The organism is Microbacterium sp. R1 (assembly GCF_015159725.1).
GTDB classification, from domain to species: Bacteria; Actinomycetota; Actinomycetes; order Actinomycetales; family Microbacteriaceae; genus Microbacterium; species Microbacterium oxydans.
The window spans coordinates 1,255,147-1,278,276 of the sequence record NZ_JADDUD010000001.1 but is presented as its reverse complement, the minus strand read 5'-3'; the positions used below and the strand labels follow the sequence as shown (position 1 = coordinate 1,278,276).

The following is a 23,130-nucleotide window of genomic DNA, read 5'->3' as shown; positions in this document are numbered from 1 at the left end:
TGCACTGACCTGAGACTGCTCAGGGCCCCGGCGGGTAGACCCGCTCGTCGGGTCTCGGCTCGGCCAGCAGCGGCACAGCGGCGGTGATGGTCGCGACGGCGTCTTCGCCAGCGGAATCGGCAGGTGCTCTGTCGGCGCGGCGCTCAGCGAGAGGAGCCGAAGCGCCGCCCGTCACCGCCTCCTCGACCGCTGCCTCGGTGTCGAGCACCCGCGACGCCGCCACCTGCTCAGCCGCGAGTTCGGCATAGAGTCCACCGAGCGCCAGCAGCTCGGAGTGAGTGCCGGACTCGATGATGCGCCCCGCTTCGAGCACGTGGATCACGTCCGCGCCCATCACGGTCGAGAGCCGGTGGGCGATGGAGAGCGTCGTGCGCCCCTTCGCGGCCTCGTCGAGCGCTTCCTGCACCACGCGCTCCGACACCGTGTCGAGCGCCGAGGTCGCCTCGTCGAGGAGTAGCACCGGCGGGTCCTTCAACAGCACGCGGGCGATCGCGATGCGCTGCTTCTCCCCGCCGGAGAGCCGATACCCGCGCTCGCCCACCACGGTGTCGTACCCCTGCTCGAAGCCGGCGATGATGTGGTGGATGTTGGCGGCCGTGCACGCCGCGATCAGCTCTTCCTCGGTGGCATCGGGCTTCGCATAGCGGAGGTTGTCACGGATGGTCGCGTGGAACAGGTAGGTCTCCTGGGACACGATGCCCACGTTGTCGGTGATCGACTCCTGCGTGAGGGTGCGCACGTCGGCGCCCGCGAACATCACGGCCCCTCCCTTCGCCTCGTACAACCGCGGCGCCAGGTACAGGATCGTGGTCTTGCCCGCGCCCGACGGGCCGACGAACGCGACGTGCTGACCCGGTTCCGCCGTGAACGACACACCGTCGAGAGTCGGCCTGGCGTCAGCCGAGGCATCGGGGTAGCGGAACACGACCTCGTCGAACTCGATGCGCCCGCGGGGTCCAGGAGCCTGATCGACGGTGATCGCGTCGGGGGCGTCCTGGATCTCCGGCACGAGGTCGAGGTACTCGAAGATGCGCGCGAACAGCGCGGACGAGGTCTGCAGATCGAGCGAGACCCTCATGAGGCCCATCAACGGCATGAGCAGCCGCGCCTGCACGGTGGTGAAGGCGACGACGGTTCCCGCGGTGATGGCTCCGGTCCCGCCGGCGATCAGATAGCCGGAGACGAGATAGATCACGGCGGGCACACTCGCCATGATCACCTGCACGACGGCGAAGAACCCCTGGCCGCTCATCGCACGCCGCACCTGGAGCACGACCTGGTTGCGGTTCTCCGCCTGGTACCGCTCCGACTCGGTGCGCTGCCGGTTGAACGCCTTCGACAGCAGCATGCCCGACACGCTCAGGGTCTCCTGGGTGATCGAGGTGAGCTCGGACAGCGACTCCTGCGTCTCCCCCGCGATCCTGGCGCGCACCTGCCCCACCTTGCGCTGCACGACGATCAGGAACGGCATCATGACGACGGCGATGAGCGTCAGCCGCCAGTCGATCAGGATCATCGCGACGAGCGAGGCGATCACGGTCACGACGTTGCCGAGGATGCTGGTGACGGTGTTGGTCAGCACGCCGGACACGCCACCCACGTCGTTCTGCAGCCTCGACTGGATGACGCCCGTCTTGGTGCGCGTGAAGAATCCGAGCTCCATCGCCTGCAGATGCTCGAAGAGCTTCACGCGCAGATCGCCGGTGACGCTGTTGCCGACGGTCGAGGTGAGCCAGGTCTGCGCCACCCCCAGCCCCGCGGAGACCAGGAACAGCGCGACCATAGCGGTGACGAGCCAGGCCAGCAGTTCGAGGTGCGGGCTTCCGCCGTCCACCGGGAACAGCGCGTCGTCGAAGATGCGCTGCACGATCAGCGGCGGGATGACCGCGATCGCGGCGCCCAGCACGACCAGGATGCCCGTGAAGAGGATGCGCCAGCGATAGGGGCGGAACAGGGAGACCACCCGCGCCCCGAGACCGTTGATCCGCGGCGCCTCGGCGTTCAACTTCCGCTGCGCGTCTTCATCGACTCCGCGGAAGCCACCTCCCCGCGGGCCACCGCCCATGCCGCCGCCCATGCTCATTGCGCCAGCGTACCCACGCGCGCGGACATCGGGCCGCGTGGATCCGCCTTCAGCGGATATCTGTGAATACGGAATGAAATGTCCGCGGCTGCCGTTACGCTGAATGACTCTTGCGAACTCTCGCGATATCCATTTCTTCTTCGCCCTGGAGGCCGCCCATGTCTGCCGTCGATACCGGCTCCATCTCGACGACTCCCGCCGCGGCAGGGGGCGAGATCCCCCGCAAGGACATGCGGGTGATCTGGCTGCTGCTCGTCGCCGCCTTCGTCGCCATCCTCAACGAGACCACGATGGGGATCGCGATCCCCCATCTGAACACCGATCTCGGCATCCCGCCCGAGCTCGGCCAGTGGCTCACGAGCGCCTTCATGCTCACCATGGCCGTGGTCATCCCCACGACCGGGTTCATCCTGCAGCGGTTCACGACGCGCCAGGTCTTCATCGCCGCGATGATCGCGTTCTCCCTCGGCACGCTCGTCGCTCTCGTCGCCCCCGGCTTCGCCGTGCTGCTCGTCGGCCGTGTCATCCAGGCCGCAGGTACCGGCATCATGATGCCGCTGCTGATGACCACGATCATGAACGTCGTGCCGCCGCAGTCCCGCGGTCGCATGATGGGTCGCGTCGGTCTCGTCATCTCGCTCGCTCCCGCGATCGGCCCGACCCTCGCCGGAGCCGTGCTCGAGCTCGCCAGCTGGCGCGCGCTCTTCGGCATCATCCTCCCCATCTCGCTCGTCGCCCTCTTCATGGGTGTGAAGTGGATGACGAACCTGGGTGAGACGCGGTCCGTGCCGCTCGACGTGCTCTCGATCCCGCTCGCGGCTCTCGGGTTCGGCGGGATCGTGTTCGGTCTCAGCCAGTTCGGCGGCGAGGGCGGATCCGGCGAGACCGCAGGGATCATCTCCCTGGTGGTCGGCGCCGTCTCACTGGGGCTCTTCGTGTGGCGTCAGCTCGTGCTGCAGCGCATCGACGACGCACTGCTCGACCTGCGCGTGTTCCGCTCGAGCAACTTCACGCTGTCCGTGATCATCATGTCCATCCTGGCGCTGTCGATGTTCGGCACGCTGACCCTGCTCCCGCAGTACCTGCAGAACGTGGCGGGGCTCAACCCGCTCCAGTCCGGCCTGATCCTGCTCCCCGGTTCGCTGCTGATGGGCCTGCTCGGACCGATCATGGGCCGTGTCTACGATGCGCGCGGCACCCGCCCGCTGCTCATCCCCGGCACGATCATGGTGTCGGCGTCGCTGTTCTTCTACTCGACCGTCGGTGAGCACACCGTGTGGTGGGTGCTCATCATCGTGCAGGCTGTCATGTCCGTCGGTCTCGCGATGTCGTTCACACCGCTGTTCTCGGCATCGCTGGGTTCGCTCCCGCGGTCGCTGTACTCGCACGGTTCGGCCGTGCTGAACACACTGCAGCAGGTCGGTGGCGCGGCAGGTGTCGCACTGCTCCTCGTGACCTACTCGTCGATCCTGCACGCGGGCGAGCAGGAGGGCCTGACGACTGCGGTCGCCGGCGCTCCCGGCGCACGCATGGCATTCCTGATCGCGGCGATCATCTCGCTGGCGACTGTGGCGCTCAGCCCGTTCGTCCGCAAGCCTGCAGACGATGCGGGCGAAGGGTTCCACGGCGGGCACTGACCGCGCCGGGACGGCCTGAGATGGCGTCTGCTGCTTACTCGCTCTTCGGGGCGGGGAAGTGGCAGACGCCATTGCTGCAATAGCCGGCCGCTTCCCCCTCGAGCAGGTTCAGGGAATCCAGGAGCGGCTGCAGCCCGACGGGCGCGTCCTGCTGCACGGAGTCCTGCTGCGTTTTCTTCATCCCTCGATCGTACGCCTGCCTGGAGGGAGTGGCACCGAAGGCGCCCGTAGCACGTCGACAGCAGATCGACAGCCGTTCTCCCCTACGGTTGAGCCATGCTCAAACGACTCCTCGCCCGCGTGTTCTGGGCGTTCAGCAGATGGAAGCTCGTGAGCGAGTCGGCGCCGACGCGTCCGACGGTGCTCGTGGGAGCACCCCACACCTCGAACTGGGACTTCGTGCTGATGCTCGCCATCGCGTGGAAGCTCGACATCAGCGTGCACTGGCTCGGGAAGAAGAGCCTCTTCCGTGGTTGGCGGGGTCCGATTATGCGGCGTCTCGGCGGTATCCCCGTCGACCGCACCGACCCGGCGCGCGTGGTGAAGGATGTCGTGGGCCAGGTGCACGACGGCACCGTCTTCGGACTGGTGGTCACCCCCGACGGAACACGCGGGGGCAACGAGTACTGGAAGTCGGGTTTCTACCGGATCGCACGAGAGACGGGCATGCCGGTCACTCTCGGTTTCGTGGATCGGACGACCATGACCACCGGCCTCGGACCGACGATCGATCTCACCGGAGACGTCGCAGCCGACATGGACCGGATCCGCGCGTTCTACGCCGACAAGGCGGGCGTGCGGCCCGACCGACGTACCGAGCCGCGGCTGCGCGAGGAACTCCCCACGACCACCGAACCCGAGTCTCCTCAGGACGCGCCGGCGCCGTGACCTCACTCCTCGGCCTCGCTGTGCTTTCGCGCGTAGGCGAGGTCTGATTCGCTGAGGGACTCCACCATCCCGACCACGGCGCCGGTGATCACCCGGATCTCCTCGCGCACGGCATCGTCCAGATGAGAGGTGTCGCTGTTCAGCACGGCGCGGCGCCCGTCCTGCGAGAGCTCAGGCCACCAGTCGCGGATCGGTGGGAGCGTCATCTTGCACTCCTTCGTTCGGGGGACGCAAGCGGCTGGACAGCGCCAGGTCGGGAAATCCACACTGAGACCATGACATCAGACCCATCGCGTGGAGAACACGAGCGCGACGACCGTGTCGACGGACGCGACGAGACCGCCAACGAGCGGGCGGATCGCAACTGGGACGAGTTGCTGCAGGAGTTGCGGGTCATGCAGACCGGCACCCAGATCCTCACCGGCTTCCTTTTGGCTGTCGCCTTCCAGCCGCGGTTCACCGACATGGACGAGCTCCAGCGTGACCTGTATGTCGTCCTCGTCGCTCTCGCAGCTGTGGCGACCATCTTGGCCCTCGCGCCGGTCGGAATGCACAGGGCGCTGTTCGGACGTCGTCGCAAGCCCGATCTCGTCCGCATCGCCGCCCGGATCGTGCGTATCGATCTGGTCGTGATCGGTGCGTTGACCGTCGGGGTGACCACGCTGATCGTCGACTTCACGGTGAATCGGACGGCGGGTGTCATCGCTCTCTTCGCGGCGCTCGTCCTGATCGGAGCCCTATGGCTCGCTCTGCCCCGAGTCATGCGCGGAAGGCCTCTCACCCGCGGAGCAGGACCCGAATGAAGAGGGCGTGGTCCGCGGGTGAGAGGACGTTCAGCGTCCCGCGGGGCTGCGGTTCTCCGCGCTGACCATCCAGGCGAACTGCTCGAGCCGCTCGATGATCGCGTGCAGCAGGTCCGCCGAGGTCGGATCCTCCTCGTCGACGGCATCGTGCACGTCGCGAGCGGTGGCCACGGCCGCCTCCAGGCGCTCGGTGACCAGGTCGATCGTCTCGGTGGTGGACACCTCTCCCGCCGGGAACTCGGGAAGCGAAGAGGTCTTCGCGATGGTGGCACTGCGCCCGTCCGGCACAGCGTGCAGGGCACGCATGCGCTCGGCGATCGTGTCGCTGAAGGTGCGAGCGTCGTCGATGATCTCGTCGAGCTGCCGGTGCGTATCGCGGAAGTTGCGTCCCACGACGTTCCAGTGGGCCTGCTTGCCCTGGATCGCGAGATCGAGCAGGTCGACCAGCACCGCCTGCAGGTTCTTCGCGAGCGTGGTCGAGGCGGTGAAGCCTTTCTCCGCGTTCTGCTGCCTGGTCGTCTTGACCGCGCCCTTCGTCGAGCCGCCGGTCTTCTTGGTGGTTGTGGTTTCAGCCATGGTGTGACCTCCTGATCGCGACGCTAGCCTTGGCGATCCTCCACGGCGAGGGGGTTGACACCGCGGGCGCCCACCCCGGAATGTGATTCGGGTGAGTGACGCAGACATCGTGAACGAAGAGCACCGCCCCGACCAGCACGCCGCACCGGGTGAGGTGGTCATATCTCCCATCAGCGACCGCGACGCCGGCGAGGTGCTGACCGTGCAGAGGGCGGCCTTCGTGTCGGAAGCGGCGATCTACGGGAGCGTCGACATGCCACCGCTGACGCAGACGCTCACCGAGCTGGAAGCGGAACTCCGCTCCGAATCCGGGCTGACAGCACGCATCGACGGGCGGCTCGTCGGCGCGATCCGGTACGTGGAGCAGGACGGGCTGTTGCTGATCGGCAGGATCGCGATCGCACCGGACATGCAGGGCGAGGGAATCGGCCGCCTCCTTCTCGAGAGCGCCGAGAAGGCGTCGAACGCGGATGTGGCCGAGCTGTTCACGGGCAGTCTGAGCGAAGCGAACATCCGCCTCTACGAGTCGTGCGGGTATGAGGAGCACGAGCGTGTACCTGACGGCGACGGCACCGCGCAGGTGTTTCTGCGCAAGAACCTGCGAGCAGGGTAAGAGCCTCCTCCGAATCCCCGCAAGGGGGTTGAGACACTCACCGAGGTTCGGCATCGTAGCCCGGACATGTCGCGACCGTGACATGCCCCAACCGGAAGGAGAGTCTCGTGCTCACCCTCACCGACAACGCCTCCGCCATCGTGACGACTCTGGTGAGCCGTCAGACCGACGCCCCGGATGCCGGGCTCCGCATCCACTCGACAGAGCCTCAGAACGCCGAGGGCGGTGCGCGCCTCGCCGTGCTCGTCGCCGCCGACCCGGAGCCGCAGGACCAGGTCGTGGAAGTGGCCGGCACCCGGCTCTTCCTCGATGAGTCGGCAGTCGCCGCTCTCGACGACAAGATCCTCGATGCCGGCGTGGACGACGAAGGCTCCGTGTCCTTCGCCGTCACCCCACAGGTCGCCTGACCGAAGGATTCCGGATGCCGCGGCCGAATCGGTCGCGGCATCCGTCTGTCCGGAATATCACGATTCGACCCCGTCGGCCTGCCCGCTGCTGCGTCGTGGCCCCGCATCGATACCGTGAGACCATGCGACGTTCTCTTCTGCCTGCACTGGCTCTCGCCGGCGCGGCTCTCCTTCTCGCCGGCTGCACATCAGCTCGCCCCGCAGCCGAGCCCACCACCGTGCCCAGTTCTGCACCCTCGTCGCCGACCCCTAGTCCGACCCCCACGGTGGAGCCACGGATCGTCGTGTCCCTCGACGGCATCGCCGTCACCGACGAGACGGGCACCCGCGACGCCGCGCTCGACGACACCGAGGCGGTGCTCGACCTGTTGGAAGAGACGACGAGAGAGCTCCCGGAGCCGGAGAAAGTGGAGACCTTCCCGGGTTACGACTTCTCGTTCGTGAACTACATATGGGACGGCTTGCGGGTGTTCACCGACACTGAGCACGAAGGTCCGGCCTCTGTGGCGATCACCGGAGCATCGGTCGGCGGTGTTCCGATCACCACCGAAGAGGGCCTCTCCGTCGGATCCACGCGTGCCGAGCTGCTCGATGCGGGCGCCTGGGCGCTCGACGATGCCGAGGACCCCGCCACCGCCGAGTTCCTCGGCCTGGGAGGACGCGAAGCGCCAGGGACCGAGTCGCTCAGCCACCCTGGCTCCACCGGCATCGTCTACACGCTCTTCTGGTTCGACGGCGACACGGTGAATCAGATCCAGGTTCCCGCGAACGACTACAGCGACCTCTGAAAGACACCACGTACGCTGGAAGCAGTCCGCAAGCCCGTGCGGATCATCGAAAGGCTCCCGTGAAGATCTCCCTGCTCCGCCGCTTCGTCGTCCTGGCGGATGAACTCCATTTTCCGCGCGCGGCGGACAAACTCGGGATTCCGCTGGCTTCGCTCTACACCTCGATCGACAAGCTCGAAGCCGAGGTGGGCCACCCCATCGTGCACCGCGAAGGTCCGACGCGGCTCACTTCCGTGGGTGAGCTGCTCCTCGTGGAGGCGCGTGCCGAGGTCGCGGCTGCGCCGGAGCCCGTTCGCAGCGCCCCTGCCCCTGCCGGAGGCAAGGCCAAGGCGTCGAAGGGCAAGGGGCGTGCTCCCGCGGTGAAGGGCCAGCCGAAGCCCTACAAGAAGCGGCAGGGCCGGTAGGCGAACGGGTCGCTCAGTCCCAGTCGAGGTACTCCTCGATCACGACGGCCGTCTCGATGGGGAAGGTCATCGGGAACATGTGGTCGCCGCCTTCGATGGTCTTCACGCTCGCGCGCTCGGGCGCCGTGGACTGCAGCTGCTCGCCGTTCGCCGGAGGCGTCTCGATGTCCTTGCTGCCCTGGATGATGAGGACGGGCATCACCGGCGCGAGCGGCGTCGCGTCGTCTTCGACGGCCAACAGGGCCAGTCCGTTCACGCGGTCGGCGTGGGCGACGGCGAAAGCACGCGCCACCGTCCCGCCGAAGCCGTGTCCGCCGATCCAGGTGTCGCCGAGGCCCACGTGGTCGATCACGGCGAGCGCGTCGTCAACCCGCGCAGCCAGCGTCACCTCGTCGTGCTTGCCCTCGGCACGGTGGCCGATCCGCAGCACGTGGAAGCCCGCCTCCTCAGCGAGGTAGTGCGCGACGACGCCGAGCACATCCGCCGCCACGTCGCGCTCCTGGATCAGGACCAGCTTGACGGGTCCGTCTCCCTCGTCGACGAAGGGGATGGCGCGGCCGTCGGGCTCGAAGATCTGGGTCTCGGTCATCGGCGTCAATCTCCTCGTGCCGTCAGGGTCAGGTACTCAGGCGGAACGCCACGGCGGACACCAGCGACCGGACCGCGACCGGAGCCGCCGTGCTCCAGCGTATCCCGACCTGGCGGTCAGCGAGACGACGACACCTTCGAGCGCACTCGGTCAGATGATCACCAGGCGCGCCCGCGGAGATCGATGGCACCTGCCGGCCACGAATCCAGCGGAGCCTCGACCGGGAGCAGCAGAATCGGCGGACCCGGCGGCTGCGTGACCGGGCACCCGGCGCGATCGATCGATTTCTCGGCTGCCGTGACCCGCTGCCACCCGCACGACGCGTAGAAGGGGACGACGTCCTCACGGCACCCCAGGTAGCCGAACTCGATACCACCGGCCTCGATCATCGACGCGGTCGCGGCCGCCATGAGTCTCGCACCCGCCCCTTCGCCCCGCGCACGCGGAGAGATGAGGACTCCGCCGACACCCGCGATCACGACCTCTGCGGTGCCGACGCCGATCGTCCGCCGCGCCCAGCCGACGTGGCCCACCACGTCGTGCCCGAGTCGAGCGATGACGTGCAGGTCATGGGGCGCGTAGCCGTAGGGCTGATCGGGGTCCCACTCGCCGAACTGCGCGAGATATTCCACGTCGAACAGTTCCCGCAGCCGCGCCACGTCATCCTCGGTCAGACGCTCATGGGGGACGGTCTCGATGACGAAGGTCGTCACGCCTCGACCACCTGCCCCGCCTCCACTCTCCAGTGGCGGTCGGTCTTCACGGTCGCGAGCATCCGCCGGTCGTGGGTCACGAGCAGCAGGGTTCCTTCATACGACTCGAGGGCCTGTTCGAGCTGCTCGATCGCGGGCAGGTCGAGGTGGTTCGTCGGCTCATCCAGGACGAGGAGGTTGATGCCACGGGCCTGGAGCAGCGCGAGTCCTGCGCGGGTGCGCTCTCCGGGCGAGAGTTCGTCGACCGCACGGGTGACGTGGTCGGCCTTGAGCCCGAACTTCGCAAGGAGGGTGCGGATCTCGCCCGAAGCCATCTCGGGGACCAGAGCCTCGAACGCCGTCGCGAGCGGTTGCGAGCCGGTCAGTTGCGCACGGGCTTGGTCGATCTCACCGATCTGCACGCTCGCGCCGAGGCTCGCCGTCCCCTCGTCGGGAAGCTGACGTCCGAGCAGCCCGCGAAGAAGCGTCGACTTGCCCGCACCGTTGGGGCCGGTGATGCCGATCCGCTCCTCCGCGTTGACCTGCAGCGACACCGGGCCGAGTTGGAACGTCCCCTGTCGGAACACTGCGGAACTCAGCGTCGCGACGACGGAGCTGGAGCGCGGCGCCGAGCCGATCGTGAACTCGAGCTGCCACTCCTTGCGCGGCTCGTCGACTTCTTCGAGCCTGGCGATCCGGCTCTCCATCTGGCGCACCTTCTGCGCCTGCTTCTCGCTCGACTCGGCCGAGGCTTTGCGCTTGATCTTGTCGTTGTCCGGCGCCTTCTTCATCGCATTGCGCACACCTTGGCTCGACCACTCGCGTTGAGTCCGCGCACGGGAGACGAGGTCGGCCTTCTTGTCGGCGAACTCGTCGTACTTCTCGCGCGCGTGTCGACGGAGCGTGGCCCGCTCCTCCAGGTACGAGTCATACCCGCCCCCGAAGACCCTGTTGCTGCCCTGCGCCAGGTCGAGTTCCAGCACACGGGTCACACACCGCGCCAGGAACTCGCGGTCATGGCTGACCACCACGGCACCGCCACGGAGCCCCTGCACGAACGCTTCGAGTCGCTCGATGCCGTCGAGGTCGAGGTCGTTCGTCGGCTCGTCCAACAGCGCGATGTCGAAGCGCGAGAGCAGCAGTGCGGCGAGTCCGACCCTCGCAGCCTGCCCACCCGACAGCGACGTCATCATCGTGTCGGCGCGATCATCGCCGAGGTCGAGTCCGAGCTCGGCGAGCACCGCCGGAAGCCGCTCGTCGAGGTCGGCGGCACCGCTCGCCAGCCAGCGATCCAGCGCGACCGAGTAGGTGTCAGCGGGGTCCGTGCCCGGAGGCGCGAGGTTCGGGTCGCCGAGAGCGGCGGCAGCGGCATCCATGTCCCTGGTCGCCGCTGCGCATCCCGTACGGCGACCGATGTACTCGGCGACACTCTCGCCGGGGACGCGCTCGTGCTCCTGCGGAAGCCAGCCGACGAAGGCATCTGAAGGTGAGAGACGGATCGTCCCGGCCTGCGGTTCATCGACGCCGGCCAGCAGCTTCAGGAGGGTCGATTTCCCTGCCCCGTTGACCCCGACGAGGCCGACCACGTCGCCTGCCGCGACGGTCAGATCGAGCGAGTCGAAGAGGGTGCGGTGGCCGTAGCCGCCGGCCACCCCTTGTGCCACGAGAGTTGCGGTCATCCGTCAATCCTGTCACTCGTGCGGGTGGTGCACGGACGCGTCAGCCGTCGAGACGCTCGGCGAGCCATTCCTCCAACTGATCGGCATACGCGCGCGCTCGGTAGCGGCGAATGTGCGCCATATCCTCGACGTCGGTCGTCTCGTTCAACGCCCGATCGTTGCCTGCTTCGACGATCTCGACGACCTTCGCAAGCATGCCGTCCTGCAGGACACGCTTGAGATAGGCGTGATCGCCGGTGATGCCACCGCCACGTTTCATGGACATCGCCCCCGCCGGCTGGAGGATCTGCAGGAACCTTCCCAGGTGCCGGTCATCAGTGACGAAGACGCATGGAACCTCGAACGCGCCGCGGAACTCGGGGAGAGAGGGCATCGTCGCGACTCGCGAATGCGTCAGGTCAAAGCTCGTGTTCCACAGTGCGTCGAGCGTTGAGGCGAGGTCCTTCTGCTCGCGCAGCTTCATGATGTTCAACGCCATCTCACGCCCCGTGTGATTGCCTGCCAGCAGCAGCGCGCCCAGCAACACCTCGCGTGAGCCACGGGCGAACAGCTCCTCGGCGAACCCGGCGAGGACACGGAACCCGGACTCGGGACTCCTCCCCTGCAAGTACAACTGATATGCCTTCAGCATCACGGCGTAGGACGGAATGAGGAGGTTCTCTCGAACGATCTCGAACTCCTCTGTGCCTATCTCGCTCGGATGTTCAGCGTCCCCGGGAACACGAGGGTCGGGTAGAGCCTCACCTTCGAGCCACGCTGTGATCCGCGAGCGGTCACCGGCGAGCAGCTCCTGCGCGTTCTCGCTCCGGCGCCGGTAGTTCGACACGTCTTGCAGTCCCGCCCGCCGCATGACCCCCTCGCCTGCACCGAGGCCGGGCAGGACCCGTGCGTCAGCATCGAGACGGCGGACAAGATCCGCCATGCGTCGATTCACCACTCCGTCGGCGTACTCCGTGCCCTTACGCGCGATGGTATCCAGGTGCGCCGTCACGTTCGCATCCAGGAGGAGGATCCTGATGGGGCCCTCGTATCGGGCGGGAAAGTACTGGTACGTGGGCATCTGTCGTCCTCTCGTCCTCGTCCACGACGCTATCGTGACGGTGCGGACGAGCACGGATTCGCGTGCGCAGTGACAGGTGTCCGGAGCTTCCCCGCCGAACTCAGTTGTTGAAGCGGAACTCCACGACGTCGCCGTCCTGCATGACGTAGTCCTTGCCCTCGAGGCGGGCCTTGCCCTTGGCGCGGGCCTCGACGACGGAGCCCGTCTCGACCAGATCGTCGAACGAGACGATCTCGGCCTTGATGAAGCCCTTCTCGAAGTCGGTGTGGATGACGCCCGCAGCCTGTGGCGCCTTCGATCCCTTGGGGATGGTCCAGGCGCGGGCTTCCTTCGGACCGGCGGTCAGGTACGTCTGCAGGCCGAGCGTGTCGAAGCCGATGCGGGCGAGCTGGTCGAGACCGGACTCGTCCTGGCCGGTCGAGGCGAGGAGCTCGGCTGCGTCTTCCGGGTCGAGGTCGATGAGCTCGGACTCGATCTTCGCGTCGAGGAAGATGGCCTTCGCCGGGGCGACGAGGGCGGCGAGCTCCGCCTTGCGCGCGTCGTCGGTCAGCACGGACTCGTCGACGTTGAAGACGAAGATGACGGGCTTCGCGGTGAGCAGACCCAGCTCCCGGATCGGCGTCAGGTCGATGCCGGCGACCGAGAGCAGCACACCCCGCTCGAGAGCATCCTTCGCCGCGTTCGCGGTCTCGAGCACGATGGGCTCGATCTTCTTGCCGCGCACTTCCTTCTCGTACCGCGCGATCGCCTTGTCGACGGTCTCGAGGTCGGCGAGCATGAGTTCCGCGTTGATGGTCTCCATGTCGGATGCAGGGTTAACCGTGCCGTCGACGTGGACGACATCGTCGTCGGCGAAACCGCGCACGACCTGAGCGATGGCGTCGGCCTCACGGATGTTCGCGAGGAACTTGTTGCCCAGACCCTCACCCTCGCTCGCCCCGCGCACGATGCCGGCGATGTCGACGAACGACACCGCTGCGGGCAGGATGCGCTCGCTGCCGAAGATCTCCGCGAGCTTGTCGAGGCGAGGATCGGGCAGGTTCACCACGCCGACGTTCGGCTCGATCGTCGCGAACGGGTAGTTCGCCGCGAGCACGTCGTTCTTGGTGAGTGCGTTGAAGAGGGTGGACTTGCCGACGTTGGGCAGGCCGACGATACCGATAGTGAGAGCCACGGGGCACGAGTCTACCTGGCTGAAGACGCACGATCCTGCGGGATGCTGTGCGAGCGAGGCGCGAGATCAGGCGAACGCGCGAGATCAGGCAGACGCCGGGCCGTTCGGCCTGATCCGGCGCGAACGCCTGACGCGGCGCAGCGGCCCGAGCCGCAGAGCCGCGCAACGGACCTCAGTCGCGAACGGCCCGATACGCCCGTGTGACGTACGGAAGGTCGATCGTGGCGTCCCCGTGCAGGTCGAGCTCGTCGAAGAGCGCGTCGAGCTCGCGCGCGATGCGTGCCTTCTCCTCGTCCGAAGCGGTGATGATGTAGCTGCGTGACGCCGCCATCCGGTGCAGCACGTCGCGCGTCACGGGGCGGGCCCATTCCCAGCGCTCCCGCTCGAGTCCGCTGAACGGCGCGGAGACAGTCGGGTCCCCCTCGGCGAGCATGTTCTCGGCGTGGCTGCCGTGCATGATCTCGGTGAGCCTGCGCACCCAGTCGACACGGTCGTCGCGGATGTTCCAGATGAGGCCGAGCACTCCCCCGCCGCGCACGGCGCGCCCGATCTCGGTTGAGCCGGCCACCGGATCGACCCAGTGCCATGCCTGCCCCAGCACGACGGCATCGACACTCGCGTCCGGAAGCGGCAGCTGCTCGGCCGATCCCTGGAACGTCGGCACGCCGGGCACCGCACCGCGGAGCGTCGCGAGCATCACGGGGTCGGGATCGACGGCGACGACCTCGGCGTCCGGCGCCTCCGCGAGAACCCTGGTGAGCTTTCCTGTGCCGGCACCGACATCGGCGATCCGACGTGAGCCGTGCGGCATGCGCTCCAGCATCCATGCCACGGCCTCGAAAGGATAATCAGGTCGACCGACCTCGTAGTTTCCCGCCTGCGCTCCGAACGACGTCGCCATGTCCTCAGCCATGTCGCCAGCATACGGCGAGTCTCCGAGACGTCTTCGAGGGACCGGGGGAAGGTGGGGATGTGCCACTGGACTTCACTGCGATCGACTTCGAGACCGCGAACTCCAGCCCGGCCTCTGCGTGCTCGGTCGGACTGGTCCGCGTCCGCGACGGCCAGGTCGTCGCCACCACCGGTTGGCTGATCCAGCCGCCGCCTGGCCATGACGAGTTCCAGGAGTGGAACGTGCGCATCCATGGCATCCAGCCGGAGGACGTGCTGTCGGCCGCGACCTGGGTCGACCAGTTCGACCGCCTGTGCACCTTCGCGGGTGCCGATGTGCTGGTCGCGCACAACGCCGGCTTCGACCTCAATGTGCTGCGCCGCGCGTCTGAGGCCACGGGCCAGCTGTGCCCGCCCTACCGGTCGCTGTGCAGCCTGCAGGTCGCCCGCAAGACCTACACGCTCGACTCGTACCGGCTGCCGGTCGCCGCTGCTGCCGCGGGGTTCGAGGAGTTCTCGCACCACGATGCCCTGGCCGATGCCCGTGCGTGTGCCCAGATCGTGATCGACGCCGCCTACAGAGCCGGTGCAGGCGACGTCTTCGCTCTCGCCGACGCGCTGAGTCTGCGGGTCACCGCTCCGGTTGCTCCTGTCGCACCCGCACTGGAGCGCGCGGTCGCCTGACCCGCACCTCGACCGCTCCGTGCGCGGCGACCTCCGAATGTCGGAGGCCGGCCCCATCATGAACACATGGATGCTCTGGCTGTCGTTCTCCTGCTCGTCGCACTCGCTGCGGGCATCGCCGTCGGCTGGTTCCTGCGCGCCGGCCGAGGCGCCGCCGATCTCGCGCGCGCTCAGGCCGAGCTGGCCGCTGCGCGCGACGACCGAGACCGTCAATACGACCTGTACCGCGATGCCGTCGAGCACGCGCGAAACGAGCAGCGCGCCGAGGCGCAGCGGGTGCAGCAGCAGAATGCGGTGCTCACCGCGCTCGCCCCCGTGCGTGAGAGTCTGCAGCAGATGCAGACCAAGGTCACCGCGATCGAGCGGGAGAGGCACGCTCAATTCGGCACGCTCGAGGAGCAGCTGCGCCGAGCACAGGAGTCCGATGAAGCGCTCCGGGCGACCACCGAGTCCCTCGCGGGAGCTCTGCGCTCCAGCGCCACGAGAGGCGTGTGGGGCGAGACGCAGCTCCGCCGTGTCGTCGAAGCCGCAGGCCTCACCCGACACATCGACTTCGACCTGCAGGCGACGATCTCCAGCGACCGGGGCCAGGGCCGTCCCGACATGGTGATCCGGCTCGCGGGTGGGAGCTCGATCGCGGTCGACGCCAAAGTGCCGCTCGACGCGTACCTCGAGGCATCTGCGCTTCCGGGCGGCGACGCCCAGGAGCCTCGGCGTCGAGCATTGATGCAGAAGCACGTGAAAGCAGTCCGAGCACACATCGACGCCCTGGCGAAGAAGGCCTATTGGGCGGGGCTCGATGCGAGCCCGGAGTTCGTGATCTGCTTCCTGCCGAGCGAATCGCTGCTGGCCGCCGCGATCGACGAAGACCCGACGCTGCTCGACTACGCATTCGGCCGACGAGTCGCGCTCGCCTCCCCCGTCAACCTCTGGGCCGTGCTCAAGACCGTGGCGTTCACCTGGACACAGCAGGAGGTCTCGACCGAGGCTCGCACATTGCTCGCGCTCGGCACTCAGCTGTACGACCGGCTGGGAACCCTGGCCGGACACGCCGACGATCTGCGCCGCGCCCTGGAGCGCACCGTCGACAGCTACAACCGGTTCGCCGGTTCGCTCGAGACACGCGTGCTCGTGACCGCTCGCCAATTCCCCGGGGTCGACGCGTCGGCGCTCTCGACAGCCCCCGCGGTGACGACAGGGGCGGCCAGACGATTCACGGCACCGGAGCTGATCGCCTCTGAGGAGAGCACCCACGAACCGGAGTCAGGCGACGCGGTGGCTGACGCGGCGCGCGACGAGTCGGGGCTCCGCGCAGACGTGGGCGACGTGCGGATCAGACTCGAAGAAGAACGCTGATCCAGCGCTCACCGAGCAAGAGGGCGCCGTGATCAGGCGATACCGGGAACGCCGCTGAGCAGCAGGATCACCAGACCGCTGGTTGCCAGGAACGCGCCGATCATCCACCATGCGCTGAGCTCGTGCCCCTCATCGCGCCGGACGCGGAAGAGAACATCCGCACGTCGGGCCGGGTCTACTGCCGGTGCGACGGGGGCCACGGTCGGGGGCTTCGGAGCGGATTCCGCGTCCGCGCTCACCCGGAGGATGCGCCCTGTGTTCGTCGTGACGATCCTGGTCGCGGCGGCTTTCGAGCCGCTCGTGTGCTGCGTTGTCATCTGTTCGCCCTCCTGTGCCTGCGGTGCCTGGCGGCTCCGTCGACGGCGACAAACCCAGTGACAATTGTGACACGGGGGCCCGGCGAACCGTGGATCGTCGGGGTGTGAGGCGATACCGGCTCGATAACGATGCCGACGGCCTCAGCGCCGACGATCACACGACGGCGAACACGAGAAGCGTCAGAGCCACTTCGAGACGAGGTGCTCGGACGCGATGCGACGGAGCGTCCCCGAGGCGCCTCTGAGCACGACGCTCTCGGTGTACACATAACCGCGCTCGCGCCGGACACCCGCGACGAGCTGGCCATCGGTGACACCGGTCGCGACGAAGATCGTGTTGTTGCCCTGCACCAGATCGTCGGCCTCGTACACCTTGTCCATGTCGAGCCCCGCGTCGATGCCGCGCTGGCGCTCGTCGTCGTCACGCGGCCAGAGCCGACCCTGGATGTGGCCGCCGAGCGCCTTGATCGCACAAGCCGTGACTATGCCCTCGGGGCTGCCTCCGATGCCGACGCACATGTCGGTGCGGGCGTCGTGGCGTGCCGCATTGATGCCGCCGGCGACGTCTCCGTCACTCATCAGACGGGTGCCGGCGCCGGCATCGCGGATCTCCTGGATGAGCTGCTCATGACGCGGACGGTTCAGCACCGAGACGACGATCTCGTCGACGGGCTTGTCGAGAGCGCCGGCGAGCTTGCGGATGTTCTCCCCGATGGGCAGACGGATGTCGACGACACCGACGCCGGCGGGGCCCGTCACGAGCTTGTCCATATAGAAGACGCTCGAGGCGTCGAGCATGGTGCCGCGGTCCGAGACGGCGATCACCGACAGGGCGTTCTGTCGACCGGCAGCGGTCAGTGAGGTCCCGTCGATGGGGTCGACAGCGATGTCGCACAGCGGCCCTCGGCCGGTTCCGACGATCTCGCCGTTGAAGAGCATCGGGGCGTTGTCCTTCTCGCCCTCACCGATGACGACCCGTCCCTGGAAGTCGACCGTGCCGAGGAAGGCCCGCATGGCGTCGACAGCCGCGCCGTCCGCAGCTTCCTTCGCACCGCGACCGATGAACGGCACAGCGCGGATGGCCGCAGCCTCCGTCGATCGCACCAACTCCATCGCCAGGTTGCGGTCGGGACGAAGCGGGCTCAGATCAGCAGTAAGACTCACCATGCGGTCAGCCTAGCCATCGTGCGCTCCGAATCCGCCGCTTTTCGGGCACGATCCGCCGAAGGAATCGCTGTTCTTAACAGCTACGCAGAAGCGGACGTGCTCGCCCCCGGCCGCGACTGCTCTATCGGCGCGTGCGCCCCGATAGAGTGGCAGCTGTCCCGGCTTCCCCTATCGCAGGAGTTCTCATGCCCGTCGCCACCCCGGATCAGTACGCCGAAATGCTCGACCGCGCGAAGGCCGGCGGCTTCGCGTACCCCGCATTCAACGTCTCCAGCTCGCAGACGATCAACTCCGTCCTTCAGGGCCTGACCGAGGCCGGCTCCGACGGCATCATCCAGGTCACCACCGGTGGCGCCGACTACTTCGCCGGCCACACGGTGAAGGCTCGCGCCACGGGCGCTCTCGCATTCGCGCGCTTCGCCACCGAGGTCGCCAAGAACTACCCGATCACCGTCGCCCTGCACACCGACCACTGCCCCAAGGACGCACTCGCGGGCTTCGTCGAGCCGCTGATCGCCGCTTCGGAGGAAGAGGTCAAGGCCGGTCGCAACCCGATCTTCCAGTCCCACATGTGGGACGGCTCCGCTGTTCCCCTCGCGGAGAACATCGAGATCGCGAAGGATCTGCTCCCCCGCATGAAGGCCATCAACGCCATCCTCGAGGTCGAGATCGGCGTCGTCGGCGGCGAGGAGGACGGCGTACAGCATGAGGGGTCGAACGAAGCTCTCTACACGACCTTCGCCGACGTCGACCAGGCCGTGCAGGCGCTGGGTCTCGGTGAGCAGGGGCGTTACATCGCGGCCCTCACCTTCGGCAACGTCCACGGTGTCTACAAGCCCGGTGGAGTGAAGCTGCGTCCCGAGCTGCTCGGCGAGATCCAGGCGGAGGTCGCCGCGAAGTACAACACCGGCCCCAAGCCGCTCGACCTCGTGTTCCACGGTGGCTCGGGCTCGACCGATGAGGAGATCGCCCTCGCGGTCGCCAACGGCGTCATCAAGATGAACATCGACACCGACACCCAGTACGCCTACACGCGTGCCATCGCCGACTACATGTTCAAGAACTACGACGGCGTGCTGAAGGTCGACGGCGAGGTCGGCAACAAGAAGCAGTACGACCCGCGTGCCTGGGGCAAGATCGCCGAGTCGGCCATGGCCGCCCGGGTGGTCGAGTCGACCCGCCAGCTCGGCTCGTACGGCCAGTCCAAGAGCTGATCGGTCGCGAGACACAGAAGGGGCCCGGCATCCTGCCGGGCCCCTTCTCGTTCTCCGTGGGAGCTGCGCCCGCGCAGACCTCACGGAACGTCCTCAGGGACGCGTCATCTGCTCGAGGTGCGCGATGAACGCCGGATCGCCCATCATCGGCACGGCGATGCAAACCGACACCACACCCATGGTCACGATGGCCCCGACGATCGGAACCCACCACGTCACACGTCCACGGCGGAGGCGACGGATCGAGAGCGCGGCGGTGACCGACCACCCGACGGCGAGCAGGATCGCGGCGATCGTGCCCCAGGTCCTCGCGGACGCGAAGTTCGTGAACTCGCCTTCGATGCCGATGATCTTCATCGTCTGGTTCATGACGCTCGGCAGGTCCAGGTACGACAGCCCGGTGACGACGACATTGATCAGTCCGTACGCCAGCATGGCGATCGTGGCGAAACGATCGAGCGGGTGCGCCCGCTTCGCGGGGGAACCGCCCGAGGGGCTCGACGCCGCGACCGCTCCCGGCACGGCCGGCGGTGGTGACGCTGCAGCGGCTGGAGCGATCACAGGCTCATCGATCGGAGGCAGACCCGCGGCCCGTCGCTGCTCCTCCGGGGTCGCGAGTTCTCCGTACTGGGGCCGCTGATCGCTCATCTCGCCATGCTAACGGCATAGCCTCATGCCGCCTCCCAGCAACTGCGTGCCGAAAACGATAGCGGCCCCGGAGAAGTGGGGACTTCTCGGGGCCGCGGACGTGAAGCGCTGGGGACGCTTCTCATCCAGGTCGACCGCCAGCGCTGGGGACGCTCGAGGCGGTCGGTAGCGCTCTTGTATGCCGCTACTCCCCCCATAGTAGGAAAACGCATGCCGCCGCGCCAGGGGTCTGACTTCAGATAGTGAAATCCTCGTCGGATGACCCGCTGTCCAGAGCATCCGCGCCGAGTTGCAGCGAGAGGCGCCTCGCGGCGACCTGCAGCTTCGACACCAGCTCCCTGTCGACCACATCGCGCTCGGCGTTCAGCGAGATCGCGAGCGACGCGGTGACGCCAGGGGCGATGACGGGCACAGCGAGGCAGGTCGCACCGATGGCGTACTCCTCGTGGTCGACAGCCCACCCCGGCGAGCGCTCCAGCTGTGTGAGCAATGTCCTGCGATCGGTGATCGTGCGCGGGGTGAGCTCGGGCAGCCGATGGCGGGACAGGTAGTCGAGGCGATCCTCCTCCGAGAGGTCGGCGAGGATCTGCTTGCCCAGCGCAGTCGCGTGGGCGCTGGACTGCAGCCCCACCCAGAGCTCGATCCGAGGGTTCCGGACCGCGTCGACGATGTCGACCAGATGCATCTCCCCGTCGTCGAAGCGCGACAGGTAGGCCGTGGCTCCCACCTCCTCGGTCACCTCGCGCAGCGCCGCGCGCACTCGAGCGAGGAACACGCCCCTGGAGCCGATCTGCTGCTGGAACGACGGAAACCGACTGCCGAGCACCACGCCGTCCGGCTCCGACGACAGATACCCCTCATGCACGAGCGTGCGCACCAGGTTGTAGGTCGTCCCCGGCGTCAGTCCGGTGATCGCCGCGAGCATCTTCGGCGGAAGCGGGCGCGGGGAGTTCGCGACGATGTCGACCAGTCGCAGAGCGCGTTGCACCGACCCGATGAGGGTGGGCTCCGCCTCCGCGGCGCTCAACGCTACGCGCCTCCTCCGGATGCACGACCGCCGAGAGCCCGGGCGTCCCGCTGACCGGCAGCGTCCTGACGCAGTTCCTTGGGCAGGGAGAACATCAGATCCTCCTCAGCGGTCTTCACCTCTTCGACATCGCGGTAGCCGGCGTCGCCGATCGCATCGAGCACCTCGCGGACCAGAACCTCGGGCACGGATGCGCCGCTGGTCACACCGACCGTCTCGACGCCGTCGAGCCACTCCTGCTGGATTTCCTCGGCATAGTCGACGCGGTAAGCGGCCTTCGCTCCGTACTCGAGGGCGACCTCGACCAGACGCACGCTGTTGGACGAGTTCGACGAGCCGACCACGATCACGAGGTCTGCCCCGGCGGCGACCTTCTTGATCGCGACCTGACGGTTCTGCGTTGCGTAGCAGATGTCGTCCGACGGCGGATTCTGCAGTTCGGGGAATCGCGTGCGCAACCGGTTGACCGTCTCCATCGTCTCGTCCACCGACAGCGTGGTCTGCGACAGCCAGACGACCTTGTTCGGATCCTTCACCACGACGGTGTCGGCTTCTTCGGGAGAGTTCACGACGGTCACGTGGTCCGGCGCCTCTCCAGCCGTGCCCTCCACCTCTTCGTGCCCGTCGTGACCGATGAGCAGGATCTCGAAGTCGTCGCGCGCGAAGCGCACGGCCTCGCGGTGCACCTTGGTGACCAGAGGACAGGTGGCATCGATCGCGTGGAGTCCCCGATCGGAGGCCGCGTTCACGACCGCGGGTGAGACGCCATGGGCGCTGAAGACGATGTGCGCACCCTCGGGGACCTCGTCGACCTCTTCGACGAAGATCGCACCCTTCTCCTCGAGCTCGGTGACGACGTGGATGTTGTGCACGATCTGCTTGCGCACGTAGACGGGGGCGCCGTAGCGTTCGAGAGCCTTCTCCACCGCGACGACCGCGCGGTCGACACCCGCACAGTAACCGCGCGGGGCGGCGAGCAGAACACGCTTGTGTCCGGCCACCGGGTTATCCTGAAGCCGCCCGGCCGCCGCACGCACTCGTGGGAGGCGGGGCACGGGGAGATGAACGGCAGTCGAAGTCACCCTTGAATTCTACCGTCGCGCAGCTGTGCACGGCCGGGGAGGTTCGAGGGCAGGGAACGGGAGCGGATGACAGTCTTCGAAGCGACGACGGGCCAGGGCGAGACGCCGCCGGCCGACTCGGTCGCACCCCGCGATTCCACCGCAGACGCCCCCACCTCCGTCACCCGCCTCAACGCGACGATCCGCGACTTCATCGCGCGGTGGAACACGGTCTGGGTCGAAGGCGAGATCACCTCGTGGAACGTGCGAGCCGGCAACGTGTTCGCGCGCCTGAAGGACACCAGGTCCGACGCGCAGATCTCCATCCGCGTGTGGTCGAGCGTGCGTGCGCGCATCCCGTCCGACATCGGCGTCGGCGACCATGTGGTCGCCGCGGTCAAGGCCGACTACTTCGTCAAGGCGGGCGACTTCAGCTTCGCCGTCTCCGCGATGAAGCACGTCGGGCTCGGCGATCAGCTGGAACGCCTCGAGAAGCTCCGCGTGCAGTTGCGGCAGGAGGGGCTCTTCGATCCTTCGCGCAAGAAGCGCCTCCCCTTCCTCCCGCACGTGATCGGCCTCATCACGGGCGAGCGCTCGGACGCCGAGAAGGATGTGCATCGCAACGCCGAGCTGCGCTGGCCGCAGGTGCGCTTCCGCACCGAGTACGCCGCCGTGCAGGGGGACCGCTGTGTCCCGGACACCCTCGCCGCGCTCGCTCGGCTCGACGCTGATCCCGAGGTCGACGTGATCATCATCGCCCGCGGCGGCGGCGACCCGCAGACGCTGTTGGGCTTCAGCGACGAGAGACTCGTGCGTGCGGTCGCCGCGGCATCGACGCCCGTGGTGAGCGCGATCGGGCACGAGAACGACCACCCGCTTCTCGATGACGTCGCCGATCTCCGCGCCTCGACGCCGACCGATGCCGCGAAGCGCGTCGTGCCCGACGTGGGAGAGCAGCGAGCCCTCATCGCGCAGCTGCGGTCGCGAGCGACCTCACGGCTCACCCAGCGCCTCACGCACGACATCGCCCAGCTGGAGCAGCTGCGCTCGCGACCGGTGCTGCGCTCGCCCGCACCGATCATCGATGCCCGCGCCCAGGAGACGTGGCTGCTGCTCGGGCGTGGACGGGACGCCGTGAACCGACAGCTCGACGACGCCGGGCGCCGCACGGGAGAACTCCGCGCATCCCTGCGAGCCCTCTCCCCCGCGGCGACCCTGGCTCGCGGCTACGCGATCGCCCGCCTCGACGGTGGTGTGATCCTCCGCGATGCCACCGACGCTCCCGCCGGGAGCGGCCTCACGATCACGCTGGATCGTGGATCGCTGGCAGCCCGCTCCGAGGGCGAGATCCCCGAAGGGGACTGAGCAGAGC

26 protein-coding genes are annotated in these 23,130 nt (G+C 67.7%); 11 read left to right on the top strand and 15 right to left on the bottom strand.

Annotated elements, in window-relative coordinates; translation table 11 throughout:
* Positions 1 to 19: 19 nt before the first annotated feature.
* The gene (locus ILP86_RS06425; RefSeq protein ID WP_193762001.1) at positions 20 to 2,077 is read right to left on the bottom strand and encodes an ABC transporter ATP-binding protein; all 2,058 of its coding nucleotides are present in this window, start codon (positions 2,075 to 2,077) and stop codon (positions 20 to 22) included.
* Between the two features lie 164 nt (positions 2,078 to 2,241).
* On the opposite strand from ILP86_RS06425, the gene ILP86_RS06420 reads away from it, so the two are divergent.
* Entirely contained in the window at positions 2,242 to 3,720 is a 1,479-nt protein-coding gene (locus ILP86_RS06420; RefSeq protein WP_193761633.1) for an MDR family MFS transporter, read from the top strand.
* 34 nt (positions 3,721 to 3,754) lie between these two features.
* Here the strand turns inward: ILP86_RS06420 and ILP86_RS06415 are convergent, their stop codons facing one another.
* Entirely contained in the window at positions 3,755 to 3,901 is a 147-nt protein-coding gene (locus tag ILP86_RS06415; protein ID WP_170224175.1) for a hypothetical protein, read from the bottom strand.
* A 95-nt stretch (positions 3,902 to 3,996) separates the two neighbouring features.
* Between ILP86_RS06415 and ILP86_RS06410 the strand changes: the two genes are divergently transcribed.
* Entirely contained in the window at positions 3,997 to 4,608 is a 612-nt protein-coding gene (locus tag ILP86_RS06410) for a 1-acyl-sn-glycerol-3-phosphate acyltransferase (protein WP_058631898.1), read from the top strand.
* Positions 4,609 to 4,610: 2 nt separating this feature from the next.
* Here the strand turns inward: ILP86_RS06410 and ILP86_RS06405 are convergent, their stop codons facing one another.
* Positions 4,611 to 4,814, bottom strand: a complete 204-nt coding sequence (locus ILP86_RS06405) for a hypothetical protein (protein ID WP_193761632.1) — start codon at positions 4,812 to 4,814, stop codon at positions 4,611 to 4,613.
* A 69-nt stretch (positions 4,815 to 4,883) separates the two neighbouring features.
* Between ILP86_RS06405 and ILP86_RS06400 the strand changes: the two genes are divergently transcribed.
* The gene (locus ILP86_RS06400) at positions 4,884 to 5,411 is read left to right on the top strand and encodes a DUF6328 family protein (protein WP_046749599.1); all 528 of its coding nucleotides are present in this window, start codon (positions 4,884 to 4,886) and stop codon (positions 5,409 to 5,411) included.
* Positions 5,412 to 5,441: 30 nt separating this feature from the next.
* Here the strand turns inward: ILP86_RS06400 and ILP86_RS06395 are convergent, their stop codons facing one another.
* Positions 5,442 to 5,987, bottom strand: a complete 546-nt coding sequence (locus ILP86_RS06395) for a Dps family protein (RefSeq protein ID WP_046749600.1) — start codon at positions 5,985 to 5,987, stop codon at positions 5,442 to 5,444.
* Between the two features lie 154 nt (positions 5,988 to 6,141).
* Here ILP86_RS06395 and ILP86_RS06390 point away from each other — a divergent pair, with 154 nt between their 5' ends.
* The 4 genes from ILP86_RS06390 (at position 6,142) to ILP86_RS06375 (ending at position 8,199) form a co-directional block, all read left to right on the top strand.
* A complete protein-coding gene (locus ILP86_RS06390) occupies positions 6,142 to 6,600 on the top strand; it encodes a GNAT family N-acetyltransferase (protein ID WP_061015145.1) in 459 nt (152 codons plus the stop codon).
* Positions 6,601 to 6,707: 107 nt separating this feature from the next.
* Positions 6,708 to 7,007, top strand: a complete 300-nt coding sequence (locus tag ILP86_RS06385; protein WP_045262755.1) for a Fe-S cluster assembly protein HesB — start codon at positions 6,708 to 6,710, stop codon at positions 7,005 to 7,007.
* A 122-nt stretch (positions 7,008 to 7,129) separates the two neighbouring features.
* Positions 7,130 to 7,795 carry a hypothetical protein gene (locus ILP86_RS06380; RefSeq protein ID WP_193761631.1) on the top strand — a complete coding sequence of 222 codons (666 nt, stop codon included), beginning with the start codon at positions 7,130 to 7,132 and terminating at the stop codon, positions 7,793 to 7,795.
* Between the two features lie 59 nt (positions 7,796 to 7,854).
* The gene (locus ILP86_RS06375; RefSeq protein WP_046749603.1) at positions 7,855 to 8,199 is read left to right on the top strand and encodes a LysR family transcriptional regulator; all 345 of its coding nucleotides are present in this window, start codon (positions 7,855 to 7,857) and stop codon (positions 8,197 to 8,199) included.
* Positions 8,200 to 8,212: 13 nt separating this feature from the next.
* On the opposite strand, the gene ILP86_RS06370 is transcribed toward ILP86_RS06375, so the two are convergent.
* The 6 genes from ILP86_RS06370 to ILP86_RS06345 form a co-directional block, all read right to left on the bottom strand.
* Positions 8,213 to 8,788, bottom strand: a complete 576-nt coding sequence (locus tag ILP86_RS06370) for an alpha/beta fold hydrolase (protein WP_193761630.1) — start codon at positions 8,786 to 8,788, stop codon at positions 8,213 to 8,215.
* Between the two features lie 158 nt (positions 8,789 to 8,946).
* Entirely contained in the window at positions 8,947 to 9,501 is a 555-nt protein-coding gene (locus ILP86_RS06365; protein ID WP_193761629.1) for a GNAT family N-acetyltransferase, read from the bottom strand.
* On the bottom strand, positions 9,498 to 11,159 hold the full coding sequence (locus ILP86_RS06360; RefSeq protein ID WP_193761628.1) for an ABC-F family ATP-binding cassette domain-containing protein: 1,662 nt from the start codon (positions 11,157 to 11,159) through the stop codon (positions 9,498 to 9,500). The genes ILP86_RS06365 and ILP86_RS06360 overlap by 4 nt, the downstream gene beginning before the upstream one ends.
* A gap of 40 nt (positions 11,160 to 11,199) precedes the next feature.
* Positions 11,200 to 12,219, bottom strand: a complete 1,020-nt coding sequence (locus ILP86_RS06355; RefSeq protein ID WP_193761627.1) for a hypothetical protein — start codon at positions 12,217 to 12,219, stop codon at positions 11,200 to 11,202.
* Between the two features lie 100 nt (positions 12,220 to 12,319).
* Entirely contained in the window at positions 12,320 to 13,393 is a 1,074-nt protein-coding gene (gene ychF, locus ILP86_RS06350) for a redox-regulated ATPase YchF (RefSeq protein WP_058631893.1), read from the bottom strand.
* 172 nt (positions 13,394 to 13,565) lie between these two features.
* Entirely contained in the window at positions 13,566 to 14,306 is a 741-nt protein-coding gene (locus tag ILP86_RS06345; protein WP_193761626.1) for a class I SAM-dependent methyltransferase, read from the bottom strand.
* Positions 14,307 to 14,365: 59 nt separating this feature from the next.
* Here ILP86_RS06345 and ILP86_RS06340 point away from each other — a divergent pair, with 59 nt between their 5' ends.
* Both ILP86_RS06340 and ILP86_RS06335 read left to right on the top strand, forming a co-directional pair.
* On the top strand, positions 14,366 to 14,968 hold the full coding sequence (locus ILP86_RS06340) for a 3'-5' exonuclease (protein ID WP_193761625.1): 603 nt from the start codon (positions 14,366 to 14,368) through the stop codon (positions 14,966 to 14,968).
* Between the two features lie 66 nt (positions 14,969 to 15,034).
* Entirely contained in the window at positions 15,035 to 16,324 is a 1,290-nt protein-coding gene (locus ILP86_RS06335; RefSeq protein ID WP_193761624.1) for a DNA recombination protein RmuC, read from the top strand.
* 32 nt (positions 16,325 to 16,356) lie between these two features.
* On the opposite strand, the gene ILP86_RS06330 is transcribed toward ILP86_RS06335, so the two are convergent.
* Complete coding sequence (locus ILP86_RS06330; protein WP_046749613.1) at positions 16,357 to 16,641, bottom strand: hypothetical protein; 285 nt, start codon at positions 16,639 to 16,641, stop codon at positions 16,357 to 16,359.
* Positions 16,642 to 16,821: 180 nt separating this feature from the next.
* Complete coding sequence (glpX, locus tag ILP86_RS06325; RefSeq protein WP_045262743.1) at positions 16,822 to 17,808, bottom strand: class II fructose-bisphosphatase; 987 nt, start codon at positions 17,806 to 17,808, stop codon at positions 16,822 to 16,824.
* Between the two features lie 185 nt (positions 17,809 to 17,993).
* Here glpX and fbaA point away from each other — a divergent pair, with 185 nt between their 5' ends.
* Positions 17,994 to 19,022: a class II fructose-bisphosphate aldolase gene (gene fbaA, locus ILP86_RS06320; RefSeq protein WP_046749615.1), complete on the top strand. Its 1,029-nt coding sequence runs from the start codon at positions 17,994 to 17,996 to the stop codon at positions 19,020 to 19,022.
* A 93-nt stretch (positions 19,023 to 19,115) separates the two neighbouring features.
* Here the strand turns inward: fbaA and ILP86_RS06315 are convergent, their stop codons facing one another.
* The 3 genes from ILP86_RS06315 to ILP86_RS06305 form a co-directional block, all read right to left on the bottom strand.
* Entirely contained in the window at positions 19,116 to 19,670 is a 555-nt protein-coding gene (locus tag ILP86_RS06315) for a DUF6264 family protein (protein WP_061015435.1), read from the bottom strand.
* A 235-nt stretch (positions 19,671 to 19,905) separates the two neighbouring features.
* Entirely contained in the window at positions 19,906 to 20,697 is a 792-nt protein-coding gene (locus ILP86_RS06310; RefSeq protein ID WP_046749617.1) for an IclR family transcriptional regulator, read from the bottom strand.
* A 2-nt stretch (positions 20,698 to 20,699) separates the two neighbouring features.
* Positions 20,700 to 21,752 (bottom strand): 4-hydroxy-3-methylbut-2-enyl diphosphate reductase, encoded by a 1,053-nt coding sequence (locus tag ILP86_RS06305; RefSeq protein ID WP_374168981.1) that lies wholly within the window; start codon positions 21,750 to 21,752, stop codon positions 20,700 to 20,702.
* 93 nt (positions 21,753 to 21,845) lie between these two features.
* Here ILP86_RS06305 and xseA point away from each other — a divergent pair, with 93 nt between their 5' ends.
* Positions 21,846 to 23,123, top strand: coding sequence for an exodeoxyribonuclease VII large subunit (gene xseA, locus ILP86_RS06300; RefSeq protein WP_193761623.1), 1,278 nt, complete (start codon positions 21,846 to 21,848; stop codon positions 23,121 to 23,123).
* The last annotated feature ends 7 nt before the right edge of the window (positions 23,124 to 23,130 follow it).